At 66.2% G+C, this 19589-nt stretch carries 20 protein-coding genes; 13 read left to right on the top strand and 7 right to left on the bottom strand.

What is annotated here, in order from left to right; translation table 11 throughout:
- Positions 1 to 19: 19 nt before the first annotated feature.
- Together HU735_RS13950 and HU735_RS13945 are read left to right on the top strand one after the other, a co-directional pair.
- Complete coding sequence (locus HU735_RS13950; protein ID WP_050706039.1) at positions 20 to 316, top strand: DUF3144 domain-containing protein; 297 nt, start codon at positions 20 to 22, stop codon at positions 314 to 316.
- A 157-nt stretch (positions 317 to 473) separates the two neighbouring features.
- Positions 474 to 1295 carry a MipA/OmpV family protein gene (locus HU735_RS13945; RefSeq protein ID WP_186713965.1) on the top strand — a complete coding sequence of 274 codons (822 nt, stop codon included), beginning with the start codon at positions 474 to 476 and terminating at the stop codon, positions 1293 to 1295.
- 1 nt (position 1296) lies between these two features.
- Here the strand turns inward: HU735_RS13945 and HU735_RS13940 are convergent, their stop codons facing one another.
- Together HU735_RS13940 and HU735_RS13935 are read right to left on the bottom strand one after the other, a co-directional pair.
- Complete coding sequence (locus tag HU735_RS13940; RefSeq protein ID WP_186713964.1) at positions 1297 to 1761, bottom strand: VOC family protein; 465 nt, start codon at positions 1759 to 1761, stop codon at positions 1297 to 1299.
- 41 nt (positions 1762 to 1802) lie between these two features.
- Positions 1803 to 1985 (bottom strand): DUF2986 domain-containing protein, encoded by a 183-nt coding sequence (locus HU735_RS13935; protein WP_186713963.1) that lies wholly within the window; start codon positions 1983 to 1985, stop codon positions 1803 to 1805.
- Between the two features lie 153 nt (positions 1986 to 2138).
- Between HU735_RS13935 and HU735_RS13930 the strand changes: the two genes are divergently transcribed.
- The 5 genes from HU735_RS13930 to HU735_RS13910 all read left to right on the top strand — a co-directional run bounded on the left by HU735_RS13930 (position 2139) and on the right by HU735_RS13910 (position 8234).
- Positions 2139 to 2906 carry a ribonuclease gene (locus HU735_RS13930; RefSeq protein ID WP_186713962.1) on the top strand — a complete coding sequence of 256 codons (768 nt, stop codon included), beginning with the start codon at positions 2139 to 2141 and terminating at the stop codon, positions 2904 to 2906.
- Between the two features lie 22 nt (positions 2907 to 2928).
- On the top strand, positions 2929 to 4620 hold the full coding sequence (locus HU735_RS13925) for a phospholipase D-like domain-containing protein (RefSeq protein ID WP_186713961.1): 1692 nt from the start codon (positions 2929 to 2931) through the stop codon (positions 4618 to 4620).
- A 238-nt stretch (positions 4621 to 4858) separates the two neighbouring features.
- Positions 4859 to 5494 (top strand): lytic polysaccharide monooxygenase auxiliary activity family 9 protein, encoded by a 636-nt coding sequence (locus HU735_RS13920; RefSeq protein WP_028689290.1) that lies wholly within the window; start codon positions 4859 to 4861, stop codon positions 5492 to 5494.
- A 37-nt stretch (positions 5495 to 5531) separates the two neighbouring features.
- Complete coding sequence (locus HU735_RS13915) at positions 5532 to 6581, top strand: chitinase (RefSeq protein WP_186713960.1); 1050 nt, start codon at positions 5532 to 5534, stop codon at positions 6579 to 6581.
- Positions 6582 to 6767: 186 nt separating this feature from the next.
- Entirely contained in the window at positions 6768 to 8234 is a 1467-nt protein-coding gene (locus HU735_RS13910) for an AlkA N-terminal domain-containing protein (RefSeq protein ID WP_186713959.1), read from the top strand.
- A gap of 28 nt (positions 8235 to 8262) precedes the next feature.
- Here the strand turns inward: HU735_RS13910 and HU735_RS13905 are convergent, their stop codons facing one another.
- The gene (locus HU735_RS13905) at positions 8263 to 9060 is read right to left on the bottom strand and encodes a helix-turn-helix transcriptional regulator (protein WP_186713958.1); all 798 of its coding nucleotides are present in this window, start codon (positions 9058 to 9060) and stop codon (positions 8263 to 8265) included.
- Between the two features lie 205 nt (positions 9061 to 9265).
- Here HU735_RS13905 and HU735_RS13900 point away from each other — a divergent pair, with 205 nt between their 5' ends.
- Both HU735_RS13900 and HU735_RS13895 read left to right on the top strand, forming a co-directional pair.
- Positions 9266 to 10630: an APC family permease gene (locus HU735_RS13900; protein ID WP_186713957.1), complete on the top strand. Its 1365-nt coding sequence runs from the start codon at positions 9266 to 9268 to the stop codon at positions 10628 to 10630.
- Positions 10631 to 10647: 17 nt separating this feature from the next.
- Positions 10648 to 11757, top strand: coding sequence for a P1 family peptidase (locus HU735_RS13895; RefSeq protein ID WP_186713956.1), 1110 nt, complete (start codon positions 10648 to 10650; stop codon positions 11755 to 11757).
- 99 nt (positions 11758 to 11856) lie between these two features.
- On the opposite strand, the gene HU735_RS13890 is transcribed toward HU735_RS13895, so the two are convergent.
- A complete protein-coding gene (locus HU735_RS13890) occupies positions 11857 to 13185 on the bottom strand; it encodes an MFS transporter (protein ID WP_186713955.1) in 1329 nt (442 codons plus the stop codon).
- A gap of 155 nt (positions 13186 to 13340) precedes the next feature.
- Between HU735_RS13890 and HU735_RS13885 the strand changes: the two genes are divergently transcribed.
- Together HU735_RS13885 and HU735_RS13880 are read left to right on the top strand one after the other, a co-directional pair.
- Positions 13341 to 14444: a sugar diacid recognition domain-containing protein gene (locus HU735_RS13885; protein ID WP_186713954.1), complete on the top strand. Its 1104-nt coding sequence runs from the start codon at positions 13341 to 13343 to the stop codon at positions 14442 to 14444.
- 101 nt (positions 14445 to 14545) lie between these two features.
- A complete protein-coding gene (locus HU735_RS13880) occupies positions 14546 to 15685 on the top strand; it encodes a glycerate kinase (RefSeq protein WP_186713953.1) in 1140 nt (379 codons plus the stop codon).
- Between the two features lie 83 nt (positions 15686 to 15768).
- On the opposite strand, the gene HU735_RS13875 is transcribed toward HU735_RS13880, so the two are convergent.
- Entirely contained in the window at positions 15769 to 16659 is an 891-nt protein-coding gene (locus HU735_RS13875; protein ID WP_186713952.1) for a dihydrodipicolinate synthase family protein, read from the bottom strand.
- A 33-nt stretch (positions 16660 to 16692) separates the two neighbouring features.
- The gene (locus HU735_RS13870; RefSeq protein ID WP_186713951.1) at positions 16693 to 17475 is read right to left on the bottom strand and encodes an aldolase; all 783 of its coding nucleotides are present in this window, start codon (positions 17473 to 17475) and stop codon (positions 16693 to 16695) included.
- 154 nt (positions 17476 to 17629) lie between these two features.
- On the opposite strand from HU735_RS13870, the gene HU735_RS13865 reads away from it, so the two are divergent.
- Together HU735_RS13865 and HU735_RS13860 are read left to right on the top strand one after the other, a co-directional pair.
- Complete coding sequence (locus tag HU735_RS13865; RefSeq protein ID WP_186713950.1) at positions 17630 to 18172, top strand: XRE family transcriptional regulator; 543 nt, start codon at positions 17630 to 17632, stop codon at positions 18170 to 18172.
- 10 nt (positions 18173 to 18182) lie between these two features.
- Entirely contained in the window at positions 18183 to 18959 is a 777-nt protein-coding gene (locus HU735_RS13860; protein WP_186713949.1) for an AraC family transcriptional regulator, read from the top strand.
- Positions 18960 to 18968: 9 nt separating this feature from the next.
- Here the strand turns inward: HU735_RS13860 and HU735_RS13855 are convergent, their stop codons facing one another.
- Positions 18969 to 19550, bottom strand: a complete 582-nt coding sequence (locus tag HU735_RS13855; RefSeq protein ID WP_186713948.1) for a LysE family translocator — start codon at positions 19548 to 19550, stop codon at positions 18969 to 18971.
- Positions 19551 to 19589: the final 39 nt, after the last annotated feature.

The raw sequence follows: 19589 nt of genomic DNA, 5'->3' as shown, positions 1-19589 counted from the left end.
CTCCAATAGGTATACCGCCATGGCACAAGCCACCGACCAGGCCTTCTACGACCGCGCCGACGCGCATATCGAACTGGCCAACCAGCAGATCGAAAAGCTCGAGGACCTCGGCAAGGTCAGCGCTTCGATGACCTTCGCCGCCAGTCGCTTCAATGCCTGGATGACGGCACGCAGTTTCAAGTCCGCGCAGGAGATGGCCGCGGCGCGGGAGGAGCTGTTGAAGTACTTCTGCGAGCAGTACCGGATGATGCTTGAGGACAACCTCGATGAACATATCCAGCAGTTCGACCGCTATGTGCTGGGCAAGGACAGCTGAGGTCCGCCCAGAAAATCTGGCCATCTTCACACGACCTTGACAATCGCTGGAAGGAACGTTGACAGAGCCTCGCTAAAGTTCGCCCCCGTTGAAATGCACCGCGCAATGCCGGTGCGTTTCCCGTGGTGTCGAAAACCTTATCCAGCGAGTCATGATCATGTTCGAATCAACGTCCATCAGGAAGATACTGGGCACTTCGCTTGCCCTCAACGCGGCGCTTGCCTGCAGCCAGGCCAGTGCCCAGGAAAAGACTGCGCCGGACATCATCTGGGGCGACGAGACCCAGGTCAGCGCAGGCTTCGCCCTGCATGCCGCGCCGCGCTACATGGGCGCGAAGGGCAGCCAGGGCCACCTGTTGCCATCGGTGACCCTCCAGCGCGGCATCTTCTTCGCCGACAGCCTCAAGGGCGTGGGCGTCCAGCACCAGTTCGACAGCGGCTTCAGTGCCAGCCTCTCGGTTGGCTACGACTTCGGCCGTGCCGACGGTGACAGCAAGTACCGCAATGGCTCGGACTATTTGAAAGGCATGGGCGAGGTCGGCGGTGCGACGGTGGTCGACATCAACCTGGCCCAACAGGTCCTGCCCTGGCTGGCGATCACCGCCGATGCCGAGCTGCGCACCGGTGGCTACAAGCGCGGCAACAGCTACCAGTTCGGCCTGCTGAGCACGCTCCACCACAACGACGCCGACACGGTGACCCTGGGCGTCAACGCCCATGCGGGGCAGGCCAGGTACAACCAGACCTACTTCGGCGTCACCGGCCAGCAAAGCGCCAACACCGACTTCGATCGATTCAAGGCCGACCAGGGCATCTATGCCTACTCGGGCGAGCTGTCGTGGATGCACCGGTTCGACCCGCACTGGTCGACCATCGCCAGCGTGAATGTAATGCACTACACCGATCAGGTCCGCCACAGCCCGATCATCCGCCAGGATACGCCGGTCACCTCGACCGTCGGGGTGCAGTACGCGTTCTGACTCAGGCCTGCGGGAGGAACGCCTCCTCGATGAAGCTTTCGAGTGCCTGCGCTTCGATGATCTCGATCGAGAAATGCCCGAAACGCTTTGGCAGCCAGATGATGCGGGCACCGGCAGGCGACTGCAGGTGCTCGCGCGCCAGCGGCTTGCCGTTCTCGTCCTCGGGCTGGACGCCGTTGGCCGTCAGTTGGTCATAGGCCTGTTCGATGTCCGGGGTGGAGTAGCAATGGCGATAGATCATCCCTTCGCCGTGGCTATCGAGCAGGTCCTTGAGGTTGCCCGCCAGCGGCTGCACCAGCATGAAGCGCTCCTGACCGATCCGGGCGATGGCGTAGTGCACATGCAGGCCGCCGCGCTCCCAGACGAGCGTGCGCGAGATCTCGGCGCCCAGCACCTGGGCGTAGTAGGTACAAGCGGCCTGCAGATCGGCGACCAGCACATCCACATGGCTGAATTTCAGGTCCATCGCATCGCTCGCTATCTCGGCAGGTGTTGTCATCATCAGGCTCAGGGCTGTGCGGGGGAGGCGCTGTCCGCCGTGGTCGGTTCGGCCTGCTGGCTGGCTTCGGCCGCCAGTTTCAGCCGGTCGGCCTTGGAGATGTAGGTGTTGCGGTTTTTCGGCGCCAGTTTGGCGCTAGCCTTCTTGGCGTGGGCTTTCAACAGCTGGTTGATCTTTTTACGACGGTTCATGTTTTTCGCTTCATTGGCGCCTGGTGGTACGGCAGGGACGAACGATACAACAAAGTGCCACTGACGAATCGTCATATTCGCGCTACACCATCACCTGACGGGTTTGCACGAAGGGCAGGCACGGAGCCTGTCGAACCCGACAAGGAGGTCATCATGCAAGGATCACCACGGCATTGCGCCTGGGCTAGAACACTGCTTTGGGGCTGGCTGGCCGCCGCCTCGCCAATCTTCGCCGAGGAAATCTGCGCGTTGCCCGACGTCGTCGAGCCCGCGCCGGTGCGCCCGGTGGACTACGTCAACAAGGACTTGCCCACCGACTACCTGGCGCTGGTGCTGTCCTGGTCGCCGGAGCACTGCGAGACCCAGCGCAACAAGCCCAAGGCGCAACGGGACAAGCATGCCTTCCAGTGCTTCTCCGGCAACCGCTTCGAGTGGGTGGTGCATGGCCTATGGCCGCAGAACCGCTATGCCAAGTCCAACCAGGACCATCCTCGCAACTGCCAGAGCGTCGGCTCGCTGCCGGCGCCACTGGTCAGGCAGCACTTGTGCATGATGCCGGGGCCGGACCTGATGCAGAACGAATGGCAGGCCCACGGCACCTGTGGCTGGTCGTCCGCCGACCGTTACTTCGCCGATATCCAGCGGGTGTACGACACGCTGCGCCGCCCCGACACCCAAGCCATGCTCGGCAGCGACCCTGGCCCCAATCAACTGGTGAACGCCAAGGTCAGCGACATCAAGCAGGCCTTCCTGGCCCGCAACCCTGCATTGCCGGCACAGAGCCTGCGGGTCTCGGTGGGTTCGGGCAACCGCCTGAAGGAGCTCTGGGTGTGCCTGGACAAGCAGCTCGCTCCGATCCCGTGCCCGAGCGGCGGGACCCCCGACAACCAGCAGATCAAGGTCAGGACGCCGTTCCAGTAACCGGCCTGCAAGGAGTGCACCCATGCGAGCATCCGCCACTGGCGACTACCTGCGCATCCGCGCCATCGCCGGCACCCATGTCGTGTTCCTGGCCTGGGACTTCGTCACGCCGCCGAGCCTCGAGGCACTGGTCGGCGAGCAGAACCTGCTGGGTTTTGCCGTACACCGCCGGTACTTCGATGCGGCCGGCAAGCTGCGGACCCAATACTACCTGCGCGGCCTCAAGCGCTTCGCCGACAAGGACAAGGGGCTGCCACCGGGCACGCTGGTGCCGACCAGCGAGCATCCGATCCAGAGTTTCCTGTGGGCCGACTACACCGTCGCGCCCGAAGGGGAGTACGCCTACACGGTGCAACCGGTGTTCGGCGAACCCAGGAACCTGCGCATCGACGAAGCCCGTGGCGTCTCGGTGCGCGTGCGCTGTGAACCGACGCTTGCGCCGGTCAGTGATGGCCTGAGGCACGATATCCATTTCAACCGCGGCGTGATCGGCTCCCAGGCTTATGCCAGGGAGTTCGACAACGTCGCTCCCGATCCCAATGCGCCGGCCTCCAAACCGATGAAGTGGCTTTCGCGGGGTCTGTACGAGGCCCTGCTCGACTTCATCGGGCGCGGCGGCGCGAAAGGCATGGGCCTGCGCGCGGCGTTCTACGAGTTCCAGTACCTGCCGGTTGCCCAGGCCCTGCGCGAGGCCGCCCGTGAAGGCGACGTGCAGGTCGTCTTCGATGCCCAGAGCAAGTACAAGGCGAACAACCTGGCCACCATCGAGCAGGCCGGCCTGCAGGCCTGGGTGCATCCGCGCACGGTCAGCGAAGGCATTCGCCACAACAAGTTCATCGTGCTGGTCAAGGACGGCCAGCCGGTCAGCGTCTGGACCGGCTCGACCAATATCTCGGCTGGCGGGATCTTCGGCCACTCCAATGTCGGCCATGTCGTCCACGACCCCATCATCGCCCGGCAATACCTGGACTACTGGACACGGCTGCAACAGAACATGACTCCGGCAAGCTTGCGAGTGCCCAACGCCCAGGCCAGCCCGTTGCCCGCCTTGCCGTTGCAACCGGGCACCTACCCGCTGTTCAGCCCCCGCGAGCGCAAGGAAGCGCCCCAGGTGCAGAAGACCTTGCAGTGGTATGCAGACCTGGCCGGCTCCGCCCGTCAGCTGGTGTGTTTTACCGCCGCGTTCGAGATCGCTCGGGAGTTCCAGGAGGTGCTTCAGGCGCAGAACGATGTGCTGCGCTACGTGATCAAGGACGACCCGCTCAGGAAGACCGAGGACATCGGTACCGACGGTGACGTGATCTTCGCCGCCGGCAGCTACCTGGGCGAGGACAACCCGCTGACCAATGCGCTCAAGGAGCGTGACAACCCGCTCAACAGCAACGACTTCGTGCATACCAAGTACCTGCTGGTCGACCCGTTGGGCGAGCAGCCCACGGTGGTGACCGGGTCGGCGAACTTCAGCGCCGCCTCGCAGGAGAAGAACGACGAGAACATGCTGGTGATCCACGGCGACACCCGGGTGGCGGATATCTACTTCGGCGAGTTCATGCGTCTGTTCGATCACCACTACGCGCGCTACCTGGCGGCGAAGTACCAGGCCCGACCCGGGAGCACCGGCAACTACCTCAAGGCGCAGGCCGGGCAATGGCTGCCTGCGCACCTGGATCCGTCTAACTACCGGTCGAAGCGGCGGCGCTATCTGGTCGGCTGACAGTCCCCTCAGGCCGCTCCTATAGGGCTATGCGCCGCTTGGGCATGTAGGTGATTTGCTCCATGATGGGTAGGAGAAGCATAGTGATACTGTATAAATATCCAGTATTCATTGGGGTTTCTCCCCACGCCCGGCTTCGGTGCGCAAAATCGCCCCGTGGACAATAAATCCAGCTCCGTTAATTTGAAGACCTCTTCCTAGGAAAGGGAGAGTTCTTAAACCTTATGGAGCTATGAACATGAACCAACCACAAAACCAGAACCCACTCCGCCACGGCCGCGTCACTTCCCCGGCCTCCCGCGGCGCCGTCGCCATCGACCTCGGCGTGCTGAGCGGCTGGCAGGTCGACGAAATGGAAGGCGGCAAGAACTTCCCGGCCCTGGCGGCCGGCCCGTTCCCCGCACCGTTCCAGTCGGATAACCCGAGCGTCGCCCCGCCCGCCGACGGCTACATCCTCAGCGGTGGCAAGACCGACGCCCGCGACTGCGTCAATTTCACCGACGAGGAGATGAGCAAGAAGCTCAACCGCGCCTTCACCTGGCCGCTGGTGAACGTCGACCCCGGGCAGCTGTTCAAGGTGACCTGGCGCTACACCGCGCCGCACACCACCCGCGGCTACCGCTGGCTGATCACCAAGGACGGCTGGGATCCGAAACAGCGCATCACCCGTGCGCAGCTGGAGGACAAGCCGTTCGCCGAGGACTTCTACCCGCAGGTGCCGTACTACAGCCATGCCGGCGAGCTGAAGGCCAAGGTCGACCACGAAGTGAAGCTGCCGGCCAACAAGAAGGGCCGTCATGTGATCGTCCTGATGTGGATCGTCGCCAACACCGGCAACGCCTTCTACCAGGCCTTCGACGTCGACTTCAAGTAAGTCCGCGAATCTTCCACACGTTCTAAAGGATTGGAACATGTCAAAGATTGACTTTACCCAACTGAAGGCCGCGCGCGACGACGCCGCCTCGCGCATGCCCAGCCTCGAGGGCAAGAAGATCCTCATGGGCTACTGGCACAACTGGCCGGCAGGCCCTGCGGACGGCTACCAGCGCGGGCAGTTCGCCAACATGAGCCTGGAGGAGGTGCCGCGCGACTACAACGTGGTGGCCGTGGCGTTCATGAAGGGCAGCGGCATCCCGACCTTCAAGCCGTACAACCTGTCCGATGCCGAGTTCCGCCGCCAGGTCGGCGTGCTCAACAGCCAGGGCAGGGCGGTGCTGATGTCGCTGGGCGGTGCCGATGCGCATATCGCACTGAACCCGGGCCACGAACAGCCGCTGGCCAATGAAATCATCCGCCTGGTGGAAACCTACGGTTTCGACGGGCTGGACATCGATCTTGAACAGAGCGCGATCGACTTCGCCGCCAACAAGACCGTCCTGCCCGCCGCGCTGAAGCTGGTTAAGGATCACTATGCCGCCGAGGGCAAGCATTTCATTATCAGCATGGCACCGGAGTTCCCCTACCTGACCAGCGCCGGGCGTTACGTCGATTACCTCAAGGCACTGGAGGGGTACTACGACTTCATCGCCCCGCAGTTCTACAACCAGGGTGGCGACGGGCTGTGGGTGCAGGAGGCCAACAACGGCAGGGGCGCCTGGATCGCCCAGAACAACGATGCGCTCAAAGAGGACTTCCTCTTCTACCTGACCGAAAGCCTGGTCAGCGGCACCCGCGGCTTCACCCGGATCCCGGCCGACAAGTTCGTCATCGGCCTGCCGGCCAACGTCGATGCCGCCGCCACCGGCTATGTGGTCAACCCGACGGCGGTGACCAACGCGTTCAAGCGCCTGTACGCCAAGGGCGTGTCGATCAAGGGCCTGATGACCTGGTCGGTCAACTGGGACAACGGGGTCAACAAGGACCACGTGCCCTACAACCAGGAGTTCAGCCGACGCTACGGGCCGCTGATCAACGGCACCAAGGCGCCCGCACGCACCCGCCAGGCACCGACCGGCGCCTGATCGAACCTGCTTCGGGCAGACGTGCCTGATGCCCGGCAGTCGAGGCCTGCCGAGGTGATCGATCGATGAGAATCCGATGCCGCAAGGCATCGGATTTTTTGTTGTCTGCGGGACAGGGGAAACCCTGCAAGCCATATGTCCGAAAATGGCGAGCCTCAAGCGCATCCAGGGCATAGGATGTCGCTCATGACCAACCTCATCGATTCCCCCGAAAGCGACGCCTGCTACCTGGCCCTGAAAGCGCACGACGCGCGCTTCGATGGCGCCTTTTTCGCCGCGGTCACCAGCACCGGCATCTATTGCCGGCCGGTGTGCCGGGTGAAGACGCCACGGCGCGACAACCTGCGTTTCTACCGGCATGCCGCCCAGGCCGAGGCGGCGGGCTTCAGGCCGTGCCTGCGCTGCCGCCCTGAGCTCGCGCCGCGTGCGGTGGCGTGGAGCACCGAGGATGCCTCGCGCATCCTGGCCGTGCAGGCGGCGCGCATGCTGGACGAGCCGCAGAGCGTGCGTACGATGGTCGACATCGCCCGGCACCTGGGGGTGAGCGACCGTCACCTGCGACGCATCTTCGAGGCGCATTTCGGGGTCTCGCCGCTGCAGTACTTGCAGACACGTCGGCTGCTGGCGGCCAAGCAACTGATCGCCGACACGCAGCTGCCGATGACCCAGGTGGCGTTGGCCAGTGGCTTTGGCAGTGTGCGGCGCTTCAACGATGCGTTCTTCCAGCATTATGGCCTGAACCCCAGCACGTTGCGCCGCGCCCGCTCGAACGCCAATGGGCAAGGGGTGAGCATTCGCCTGGGCTGGCGCCCGCCCTATGACGCGGAGGCGATGCTGGGCTTCCTGCGCCTGCGCGCCATCCCGGGCCTGGAATGGGTGGAGGGCCGGCAGTACATGCGCACCCTGCGCCTCGTGCAAGGCCAGCAGGCGTGCAGCGGCTGGCTCAGTGTGAGCCTTGACGACCAGCGTGCCCAGGCGCAGGTGACCATCAGTGACAGCCTGGCAGGCGTACTGCCCACGCTGATCAACCGCGTGCGGGCCGCGTTCGACCTGGATGCCGACCCGTTGGCGATCCACAGTGTGTTGCAGGCCGCGTTCCCGGCGAGCGAAGGCATGCGTGTGCCCGGTACGCTGGACGGTTTTGAGCTGGCGGTGCGTGCCGTGCTTGGCCAGCAGATCACCGTGGCCGCAGCGCGCACGCTGGGCGCGCGCCTGGTCGGCGCTTTTGGCGAACCCATCCAGACCCCCGTTGCAGCGTTGGACCGTCTGTTCCCCACGCCGGCCAGCCTCGCGGCGGCCAGCGGCGATGCCCTTGGCCGCCTGGGCATCACGCGCCAGCGCCAGGGCGCGCTCAAGGCCCTGGCCGAGGCCGTGGGGGAAGGGCGCCTGGTGCTGAGCCCCGGCGTCGATGTCGCGGCCACCTGCGCCCAGTTGCGTACCTTGCCCGGCATCGGCGACTGGACGGCCCAGTACATCGCCTTGCGCGCATTGCGCTGGCCCGATGCGTTTCCGGCGGGTGACGTGGCACTGCAGAAGGCCTTGGGCGTCAACAGCGCCAGGGCCGCGATACAGGCCGCGCAGGATTGGCGGCCCTGGCGTGGCTACGCCGTGCTGCGTGCCTGGCAGGGGCTGGCAGATCCGGCGCGTCCGTGAGTGTCTTGGCAAACGCTGTGCGGCGGGCTCAGGGATCCTGCGGATCATGCCCCAGCGATTGCAGGAACAACGAGAACAACTCCGGTTGCGACGAAATATCCAGCTTGGCGTAGAGATGCCGGCGATGGACCTTGATTGTTTCCGGGGAAATGGCCAGGCGCTCGGCCATGGCCTTGGATGAATACCCCCGCAGGATCAGCCGGGCAATCTCCAGCTCGCGCTCCGACAATACCTTGGCCCCAAACAGGCTCATGGCGTCGCGCACCTGATGGGCCATGCCTGCCACGGGCGCTGGGCGCAGGCTCTGCTGCAGCCAGTGCTGGGCCATCAGCGCGACCACCCACGGGCACACCACCGCCAGCAAGCCATGGCTGGCGCTGTCGAACCGCTCGCGGCGTCCCAGCGACAGCGACAGGGCGCCACTGTCAGCCAACTGCACGATGAACTGCACCTCGTCTTCCAGCACATGGTCGTGGAAGTACTTGAGGTAGTACTCGCTCTGGCGGAACTGGTCCGGTGCCACTTCCTCGAGCCGGTGCAGGCCGTCGCCGATGCGCTCCTGGCAGGCCTGGTAGAACGGGTCGAGCTGGTACAGGCCGCTCAGGTACATGGCCATGGCCTCGGGGTTGCCTTCGCCCTGGGCATCGAAGATCTCCAGTGTCCGGGGCAGGCCGGCGCGGGGGTAGAACATTGCCAGCGCATTGTCGAACGCCAGCCACTGCTGCAACAGCAGGATCAACTGGCGCCAGAAGCGTGGCTGACCGATCTGCTCGACGGTGCGGGCGAGGCCTGCGTGGGTGCTGGCTTCGGTGAACAGGTTGTGCATGCGGTGGCGCCATGAGGATTGTGGAAGCGGACTTGCCCGCGACAAGGCACCTGCAGTGTTCAGATCTTTCCACCTCTGCGTCAAGGGGCGTACCCCCTAAGGGTAATTGGCCCAGCTATCCATTCGCCCTACATTCCAGCCCAGGTCCTGCGGCCGCGTGACCGGTTTTCCCCTCACAACCAATAACAACCAGAGGAAAAACGCCATGAGCTCCAGCGCAGCGCCCACGGGCGCACTCCAGCAACGGCTGGGGGTGTTCGACGTGGTCGCCATCACCGTGTCGGCGGTGACCCCGGCCAGTTCCGTGTTCGTCATCGCCCCGTTCGCCATCCAGCAGGCCGGCAGCGGCGCCTTTCTCTCGTTCATCATGGCGGCGGTCCTGGCGCTGATGTTCGCCTGGTGCTACGCCGAGCTGGGGCGTGCCCACAGCTCCGCCGGTGGCGAATACGTGTACGCCAAGCGGGTGTTCGGCGGGCTGGCCGGCTACGCCACCTTCCTCACCGTGCTGGCTTCGATGCTGTTCATCCCGCCGGTGCTCGCCGCCGGTGCCGCCACCTACCTGAACAACGCCCTGGGTACCACGTTCGACACCCAGGCGGTGGCCCTGGTGATCGTGGTGTCGAGCTATGCGCTGGGCATTCTCAATATTCGCCTGAACGCCTGGATCACCGGGTTGTTCCTGTTCTGCGAAGTCGCCGCGCTGCTGGTGATCGTGACACTGGGGTTCGGCAATGCCAGCCAGCCGGTGGCAAGCCTGCTGCAACCGCAGATGCTCGAGCAGGGCAGCCTGGTCGTCGCGCCTTGGGCGCTGGTGCTGGGGGCGGTGGGCATGGCCCTGTTCGCCTTCAACGGCTACGGCGGCGCGGTGCTGCTGGCCGAGGACATGAAGGACCGTGGCCGTACCGTGCACCGGGCGGTGTTGTGGTCGTTGGTCGTCGTGGTGGCGATCGAGGTGATTCCACTGGCGGCGCTGCTGATCGGCGCGCCGTCGCTGCAGGCGATGCTGGCCAGCGGCGACCCGATCGGCTACCTGCTCACCGCCCACGGCAACCAGACCCTGGCGCGGCTGGTCAGCGCCGGGATCTTCCTCTCGGTGTTCAACGCCATCGTCGCCATCGTCATCCAGGTCGGCCGGGTGGTGTACAGCAGCGGCCGCGATGCGATCTGGACACCATCGCTTAATCGCGCCTTCACGCTGATCCACCCGCGCTGGGAGTCGCCGTGGCTGGCGACCCTGTTCCTGGCCGTGCCGTCGGCGTTGCTGAGCCTGTCCGGCAGCCTGGAACAACTGACCTCGTTCACCGTGCTGCTGTTGCTGCTGATCTACCTGGTGGTGGCGGCCTGCGCGCTGTGCAGCCGGGTACTGCGACGCGACCGCGAGCACCCGTACCGCATGCCGCTGTGGCCATTGCCGGCCCTGCTGGCGGTCAGCGGCGCCGGCTGGCTGCTGGTGACCTTGCTACGCGAAGCATCGCTGCGCGACCTGTCGATCATTCTCGGGCTGCTGGCTGTGTCGGTGACGCTGTACAGCACCCACGGCCGGCTCAGCCCGACCTTCCAGAAATTATGAGCAACCAAGGAGTACACATGCGTGCGCGTCAACTGGGCATCACCCTCGGCCACGGCACCCCGGGCCCGTTCAATGCCATCACCGACGTACCGGGGGTACGGGTCGGCCACAGTACCCTGATCGATGAACAACGCCCGGCGCCGATCCGCACCGGGGTGACCCTGATCGAGCCGCGTGCGGGCGCGGCCCGGCAGCAGCCGTGCTTCGCCGGCTGCCATGTGCTCAACGGCAACGGCGACGCCACGGGGCTGGAGTGGATCCGCGAGGCCGGGCTGCTGACCACGCCGATCGCCATCACCAACACCCATAGCGTCGGCGTGGTGCGCGACGCGCTGATCGCCGCCGAGCGCGAGCGTCTGCCGGACGACGCGGTGTACTGGTGCATGCCGGTGGTGATGGAAACCTACGATGGCCTGCTCAATGACATCTGGGGCCAGCACGTGACGCCGGCGCAGGTGCGCCAGGCGCAGCAGGCCGCGGAGTCAGGACCGGTGCAGGAAGGCCCGGTGGGTGGCGGCACGGGGATGATCTGCCACGAGTTCAAGGGGGGCATCGGCACCGCCTCGCGGCGCCTGGAGGACGGGCAGGGGGGCTGGACCGTCGGTGTCCTGGTCCAGGCCAACCATGGCCAGCGGCGCGAGCTGCGGGTCGACGGGTACCCGGTCGGGCGTCAGCTGGGGCATCTGCCGTCGCCCTTTGCCGAGGCCGAGGCGGGCACTCCGGGGATGGGTTCGATCGTGGTGGTGATCGCCACCGACGCGCCGTTGCTGCCGCACCAGTGCCAGCGCCTGGCGCAGCGGGCGTCGATCGGCATCGCCCGCACCGGTGGCGGTACCGAGGACTCCAGCGGCGATATCTTCCTGGCGTTTTCCACCGGCAACCAGGGATTGCCGCCCGCTGACTACGGGCGCAAGGGGCTGGCCCAGTGCACAGGCGTGCAAATGCTCAACAACGACCATATCTCGGGGTTGTTCCTGGCGGCGGCGGAAGCGGTGGAGGAGGCGATCGTCAATGCCTTGCTGGCGGGGCGGACGATGCAGGGCAAGGGCGGGATGGTGGTGCCGGCGCTGGAGGGGGATTTGCTGTTGACGGCGTTGCACGAGGCGGGGTGGAAGCCTCGCAACTAGCGTTATGACCATCGCGGGGCAAGCCCGCTCCCACAGATCCTGTGCCGGCTGGCTACGGGCGTGGGAGCGGGCTTGCCCCGCGATGAGGTTGTCTGCTGTCTAGCGGGCTCCAGCCAACACGGCACTACCACCCCGCGATACCCGCAACGCCACCAGGCTGCCGACCACGATCAACCCCGCCAGCGCATACAGCGCCGCGTCGGTCGAACCGGTCTGGTCCTTGATGAACCCCACCAGGTAAGGGCTGAGGAAACCGGCCATCTGCCCCACCGAGTTGATGATCGCCAGGCCCGCCACGGCGGTGCCGGCGGTCAGCAGCGCGGTCGGCATCGGCCAGAACATCGGCAGGCCGGTCAACGCGCCCATGGTGGCGATGGACAGGCCGAGGATGGCGATGGGCGGGTTGCCGGCGAAGTTCACCGCGATCAGCAGGCCCACGGCACCCATCAGCATCGGCACCACCAGGTGCCAGCGGCGCTCGTTGCGCAGGTCCGCCGAACGGCCGACCAGGATCATGAACACACCCGCCAGCAGGTACGGGATGGCGCTCAGCCAGCCGATCAGCAGCGGGTTGTCGAAGCCCATGTTCTTGATGATCGACGGCAGCCAGAAGTTGATGGCGTAGACGCCGCTCTGGATGCAGAAGTAGACGAAACCGAAGGTCCAGATCAGCGGGTTGGCCAGCACCGACAGCACGCTGTCACCGCGGGTGGCCGGCTTGCTGGCGGCGTCGGCCTTGAGGTCCGCCTCGATCAGCTGGCGCTCGGCCGGGCTCAGCCACTTGGCGGTCTGGTAACCGTCGCTGAGCAGCACGATGGCCAGCGCGCCGAGCACCACGGTAGGCAGCCCCTGGATCAGGAACATCCACTGCCAGCCGGCCAGGCCATGCTGGCCGGCGGCGAAGTGTTCGAGGATCCAGCCGGAGAACGGGCCGCCGAGCAGGCCGGACACCGGGATCGCCGACATGAACAGGGCCATGATGCGGCCGCGGCGGTCCGCCGGGAACCAGCGCGAGAGGTACAGCACCACGCCGGGGAAGAAGCCCGCCTCGGCGGCGCCGGTGAGCAGGCGCAGGGCATAGAACTCGGTGGGGGTGGTGACGAACAGCAGGCAGGTGGACAGGCTGCCCCAGGCGATCATCATCAGCGCGATCCAGCGCCGCGGGCCGAAGCGGTTGAGCGCCAGGTTGCTGGGCAGGCCGCAGAGCACGTAGCCGATGAAGAAGATGCCGGCGCCGAGGCCGTACACGGTTTCGCTGAATTTCAGCGCGTCGAGCATCTGCAGCTTGGCGAAGCCGACGTTGACGCGGTCCAGGTAGTTGAACAGGTAGCAGATGAAAATGAACGGGATCAGCCGCAGGGTGATGCGCCGGTACAGCGCGTTGCGGGTGATCTCGATGCCTTGGTCAGGGGCGGGGCTGTGTGCCATGATCGGGTTCTCTGTTGTTATGGTTGTCACCGCGTCGCCTGTGCCGGCGCTCGCCTTGAGCAGTCTCGGGGAGTGTAGCGCGGCTGTCTTTGTGCTTTTGCACAGCTTCAGGTACAGGCTGCTGTGCCGCCGACCAAAGTCGAAGGACCCTTGCAATGTTCGAGCTGGACCACGACCTGGCCCAGGACATCGTCAACCGGGCGATGGCCATCCTGCCGTGCAACGTCAACGTGATGGACAGCCAAGGCCTGATCCTCGGCAGTGGCGAGCCCGAGCGCATCAATACCCGCCACGAAGGCGCGCAGCTGGTGCTGGCCAACGGCCGCATCGTCGAGCTGGACGGGGAGGCGGCCAAGTGCCTGAAGGGCGTGCAGCCTGGCGTCAACCTGCCGCTGATGCTCGATGGCCGGCTGATCGGCGTGCTGGGGCTGACCGGTGATCCGCAGCAACTGCGCACCTACGGGGAACTGGTGCGCATGACCGCCGAGATGCTGCTGGCCCAGCGTCACCTGCAGGTGGAACAGCAATGGCGCCGCCAGCGCTGTGACGACCTGCTGGCGCTGCTGCTGGGCGGCAGCGGTGAGTCACCGCGCCTGGTCGACGAGGCCCAGCAACTGGGGCTCAAGCCTAACCTGCCACGGATTCCCTCCCTGTTCGAGCTGCGCGCCGGGCCTCCAGCCGAGGTCCTGTCGGCCTGGCTGATGAGCCGCTATCCGGACAGCTGGTGCGTCAGCCCCGCGCGCCAGTCGCTGCTGTGGTGCCGCCCGGCGGGCGTGGTGCTGGATGAGCCGCGCCTGTTCGAGCGCCTGCAGCGCCATGGCTGGGACGTCGAACGCCTGGCCCTGGGCAGCCCGGCGCAGAGCCTGGAGCAATTGCGCCGTGGTTACCGGCGGGTTCGCGACCTGCTGGCCTATGGCCGCGAAGTGCTGCCCGATGAGCGTCTGCTGAGCCTGGCGCGCTACCGCCTGCCGGCGCTGCTCTGGCGGCATCGCAACGATGATGCGCTGGATGAGCTGCTCGAACCGTTGCAGCGCATCCGCGCCAGGGATGCCAGCGGCCAGCTGCTGCTCACCCTGCGCGCCTGGTGCGCCCATGACGGGCAGAGCCAGGCCTGCGCCGAGGCGCTGGGGATCCATCGCAACAGCCTGCGTTATCGGCTGGAGCGGATCGCCGAGCTGGGGGAGGTGGATCCGTTGCGGATGGAGGGGATGCTGAGCCTGTATTTGGGATTGCAGTTGTTGCCGGCAAAGGGGCTGTAGAGGCATCCGCCCAATCAACGCCCCTGCGTTTTGTGCATTCGACCGAGGCTGGCGTGGCGTACACCTGTCAGCATGCACGGCAACAGGACAGGAGAATCCCCATGAAGATCGTCATCGCCCCCGATTCGTTCAAGGACAGCCTCGACGCCGCCGGTGTCGCCCGCGCCATCGCCGCCGGCCTGGCCGAGGTCTGGCCGGCGGCCGAGTGCATCGAATGCCCGATGGCCGATGGCGGCGAAGGCACCATGGAGGCCATCGTCGCCGCCAGCCATGGCGAACTGCGCCGCCAAGTGGTGCGCGGCCCATTGTGCGAGCCGGTCGAGGCGGGCTGGGGCTGGCTGGCCGAGAGCCGCACGGCGGTGATCGAGATGGCCCAGGCCAGTGGCATCCAGCTGGTGCCCAACGGCCAGCGCGATGCTTGCCGCAGCAGCACCTGGGGCACCGGCGAACTGGTGGCGGCGGCGCTGACGGCCGGTGCCTCGCGCATCGTCCTGGCCATCGGCGGCAGCGCCACCAACGACGGTGGCAGCGGCATGCTGCGGGCGTTGGGCCTGCGCTTGCTGGACGCCCAGGGCGAGCCGTTGGCCGAGGGCGGACTGGCCCTGGCGCAATTGGCGCGCATCGACGCCAGCGACCTGGACCCACGTCTGGCGCAGGTCCAGGTGGAGGTTGCCGCCGATGTCGACAACCCGTTGTGCGGTGACAACGGTGCCTCGGCAATTTTCGGCCCGCAGAAGGGCGCCAGCCCTGAGCAGGTGCAGGCCCTGGACCGGGCCCTGGCGCATTTCGCCGATCATTGCGCGGGTTTGCTGGGCAGGGATGTGCGTGACGAGCCGGGTAGCGGCGCGGCCGGGGGCATGGGGTTTGCCGCCAAGGCGTTCATGGGCGCGCAGTTCCGCCCGGGCGTCGAGGTGGTTGCCGAGCTGGCCGGGCTCGATGGCCTGGTGCAGGGGGCGGACCTGGTGATTACCGGCGAAGGGCGCTTCGATGCCCAGACCTTGCGCGGCAAGACGCCGCTTGGGGTGGCGCGGGTGGCCAAGCGTCACGGCGTGCCGGTGGTGGTGTTGGCGGGGACCCTGGGTGCCGGTTACGAGCAGTTGTACGCACAGGGCATCGATGCCGCCTTTGCCTTGGCCAGCGGACCGATGACCTTGGAGCAGGCCTGTGTCCAGGCCGAGACGTTGCTGCAGGCGCGGGCAGGGGATGTGGCGCGGTTGTGGCAGGTGGCGCGCCAGCGCTGATCAGGACACCGTCCGGATCAGGCGGTGTTCTCAAGTGTGTAGATGACCTGTGGGAGTGGCCCCCCACAGGTCTGGTGACGATGTCAGCCCTGACGCAAGGCGTCGAGCAGCGCCTTCAGTTGGTCGCGGCCCTGGGCATCCAGCCCGAACACCGGCCGACGCGGTTCACCTACCGGTAACCCGGTCATCTCCAGGCCCGCCTTGATGGTCGCTGGCAAGCCCCCCTTGAGGATGAAGTCGAGCAACGGCAGCTGGCGGTAGAACAGCGCTTTGGCCTGCTCCAGTTCACCGTTCTGCACCGCCTGGTACAGCCGCAGGTTCAGTTCGGGAATCAGGTTGGGCGCCGCCGTGCACCAGCCCGCGGCACCCGCCACGAAGGCCTCCAGCGCCAGCGGGTTGCAGCCGTTGTAGAACGGCACCTGGCCCTCGCCGAGCAAGTGCAGCTTGTGCATGCGCTGGATGTCGCCGGTGCTCTCCTTGACCATGGTCACGTTGTCGACTTCGCGCACGATGCGCAGGATCAGCTCCACCGGCATGTCGGTGCCGCTGGTGGCCGGGTTGTTGTAGAGCATGATCGGCAGATCGATGGCCGCGCCGATGGCGCGGTAGTGCTGGACGATCTCGGCCTCGCTGAGCTTCCAGTAGGCCGCCGGCAGCACCATCACCGCGTCGGCGCCGTGTTGCTGGGCGAAGCGGGCGCGGCGCACGGCGCCGGCGGTGGTCAGGTCGGAGACGCTGACGATGCTCGGCACGCGTTTGCCAATGCGCTCCAGGCTGTACTGGGCGACCTGCTGCCATTCGCCGTCGCTCAGGTAGGCGCCTTCGCCGGTGCTGCCCAGCGGCGCGATGGCGTGGACGTCGCCGTCGATCAGGCGGTCGATGGAGCGGCCCAGGGCCGGCAGGTCAAGCTGTTCACCGTCCTGGGTGAACGGGGTGATGGTGTAGCCGATGATGCCGTGGAATCGAGTGGTCATGGTGTGTGGCTCCGCAAGCAAGGCAAGGTAGGGTCAGGCGAGGCAATCGGTGTGCTGGCGCAGGGCCTGCCGGGCGTAATAGTTGAAGGCGGCGCCGTGGCGCTTGGGCCGGTCGATCCAGTCGTGGGCGTCGCGGCCGAGCTCCGGGGCGATCGGCTTGATGGTGCCGGCGGCCATCGCCAGCAGTTGCAGGCGCGCGGCGCGCTCGATCAGTTGGGCGTAGACGCAGGCCTGCTCGATGCTGGTGCCGGTGGACAGCTGGCCGTGGTGCGAGAGCAGGATGGCGCGCTTGTCGCCCAGGGCGGCGCTGATGATCTCGCCTTCCTCGTTGCCCACCGGCACGCCCGGCCAGGCTTCGAGGAACGCGCAGTCCTCGTACAGCGGGCACAGGTCCATGTGCGAGACCTGCAGCGGCATTTCGAGCATCGACAGCGCGGCGACATGGGTGGGGTGGGTGTGGATGATGCAGTTGACGTCGGGGCGGGCGCGGTACACCCAGCTGTGGAAGCGGTTGGCGGGGTTGGGCATGCCCTGGCCTTCGAGCACTTCGAGGTCTTCGTTGACCAGCAGCAGGTTGCCGGCGGTGATTTCGTCGAAGCCCAGGCCCAGTTGCTGGGTGTAGAAGGTGCCCGGCTGCGGGCCGCGGGCGCTGATCTGCCCGGCCAGGCCCGAGTCGTGGCCGTGGTCGAAGAGAATTCGGCAGGTCAGGGCCAGCTTTTCGCGCACAGTCCACGTATTATCGGCAAGCGAGCCTTGCATCTGTGTCAGTGCCTTTTGCACCAGCTGGTCTTTGCTGAGGTTAAGGGTATTGGCCATGGGGAGCTTTCCTCTGTGGCGTGATGACGGATGTCAGGGCTGGCTCGCCCCCGAGCTTTGGACGGTGAGGGGGCGAGCCATCAGATGACACAAATAATCCTATATGACACAAAGTGTCATAAGCAAGTGCGTTTGTTCGGGAAACCCGCGTCACATGTCTATCCGACTGAAACTGCTGAGAAAGAAACTGGGCATCACCCTTGAGCAGCTGGCTGAGAAGTCCGGCATGACCAAGAGCTACCTGTCCAAGGTCGAGCGCGGCCTCAACACGCCGTCGATCGCCGCCGCGCTGAAGCTGGCACGGGCGCTGAACGTCAATGTCGAGGAGCTGTTCGACGGCGAGCACGACGGCCAGGCGCGCTACAGCCTGGTGCGTCGCGGCGAGCGCCAGGCGTTGGTAGGCGGCGGCGAGGGGCCGGGGTATGCGGTGCTGACCTCCCAGGTTGGCCAGCGCAGCCTGTTGCCGTTCCTGATCCAACCGCCGACCGCGTTCAGCGACCCGACTTTCAAGGAACACGAAGGCGAGGAGTTTTTGTTCGTCCACGAGGGGCAGGTGGAGGTGGACTTCATGAGCGAGCGGGTGCTGCTGGAGGCGGGTGACGCCCTGCATTTCAATGCCCAGACTCCGCACCGCCTGCGTTCGGTCGGCGAGCGCCAGGCGCAGTTACTGGTGGTGGTGCAGGGCGGCGAGGGGTGAGGGCGGGGCGATGATCGAGGTCTCGCGGTTCTGGCGTGATCCGGCATTGCCCTTCGTCGAGGCCCGGCGCGTGGGAGACGGCCGCCAGGTGTGCTACGCCGCCCATTCCCACGAGAGCTTCTCCATTGGCGTGATCACCGGCGGGCGCAGCACCTATCTGACCGGCAACGCCCGGCACGAGGTGGCGGCGGGAACCACGGTGTTGATGAACCCGGGCGTGGTGCACACCTGCAATCCGATCCAGGGCGAGCCCTGGTCGTACCTGATGCTGTTCGTCGACATGCCCTGGCTGCTGGCGCGTGGCTTCGCGCTGCCCTCGGCGACCTTGAGCTCATCGACGGTGCTGTACGGGCAGTTGCTGGCGCTGTTTGCCGGGCTGTTCGAGCCTGGCAACGAAGGTCGGGAGGCGCAGTTGGAGGCGTTCTTCAGGGGCTTGCCGCAGGTGCTGGAGGCCGACGCGAGCGACCAGCCCGCACGCCACCCACGCCTTGAGCTGGCCGCCGCGTTCATCCGCGCCCATCGCCTCGACCCGCTGACACTGGAGGACATCTGCGCCGCAGCGGGGCTGTCACGGGCCTACCTGATCCGCGCGTTCGGCAAGCGCTTCGGCCTGACGCCCCATGGCTACCTGCTCGACCAGCGGGTGCAGCACGCCCGGGCGCAACTGCGGGGCGGCAGGCCGATCGCCGAGGTGGCGCTGGAGGCGGGATTCGCCGACCAGGCGCACCTGCAGCGGGCCTTCAAGCGCCACCTGGCGACCACGCCGGGGCATTACCGCAATGGCTGAAAGGCAGGATCACACCATCAGGTACAATGCGCTCGCCACCAGCAACCCCGCCAGCACCCGATTCAACAGGCGCATACGCCACGGCTCACCCAGGTACTGACGGATCACGCTGCCAGCCCAGGCCCAGCTGGCCACGGAAAGGAAGCAGATCGGCCCGTAGATCCAGGTGAACTGCCACAGCAACTGCTGCTCGCCGCCGGTGTAGGCACCGATCCCGGCCACCGCCGCCAGCCAGGCCTTGGGGCTCAGCCACTGCATGGCCGCGCCGTGCCAGGCGCTGGGCGCTCGCCGGGTATCGTCGGCGCCCAGTCCGCCATCATCACTGGCCAGCTTCCAGGCCATGTACAGCAGAAACAGCACGCCACCCCCGTGCAGCAGCCGCCCCAGCAAGGGCCAGCGCAGCAATAGTTCATGCACGCCCAGTCCCACCAGCACCAGCAGCAGGCAGAAACCCAGGGTGGCGCCAGCCGCATGCCCGATGCTGGCCCGCAAGCCATGGCGTGCGCCGCTACCGAGGGCAACGATGTTGACCGGTCCGGGGGAGATGGAGGCGGCCAGGGCAAAGGCCGCCATGGACAATGTCAGGCTCATCGGAGGTTTCCATGTTGGAGGAGGGTGTGGCTATCCTGG

Source organism: Pseudomonas sp. BW16M2, assembly GCF_014268865.1.
Lineage (GTDB): Bacteria > Pseudomonadota > Gammaproteobacteria > Pseudomonadales > Pseudomonadaceae > Aquipseudomonas > Aquipseudomonas peradeniyensis.
Note: the sequence above shows the minus strand (reverse complement) of the source record. Positions and strands in the feature narration are given on the sequence as shown.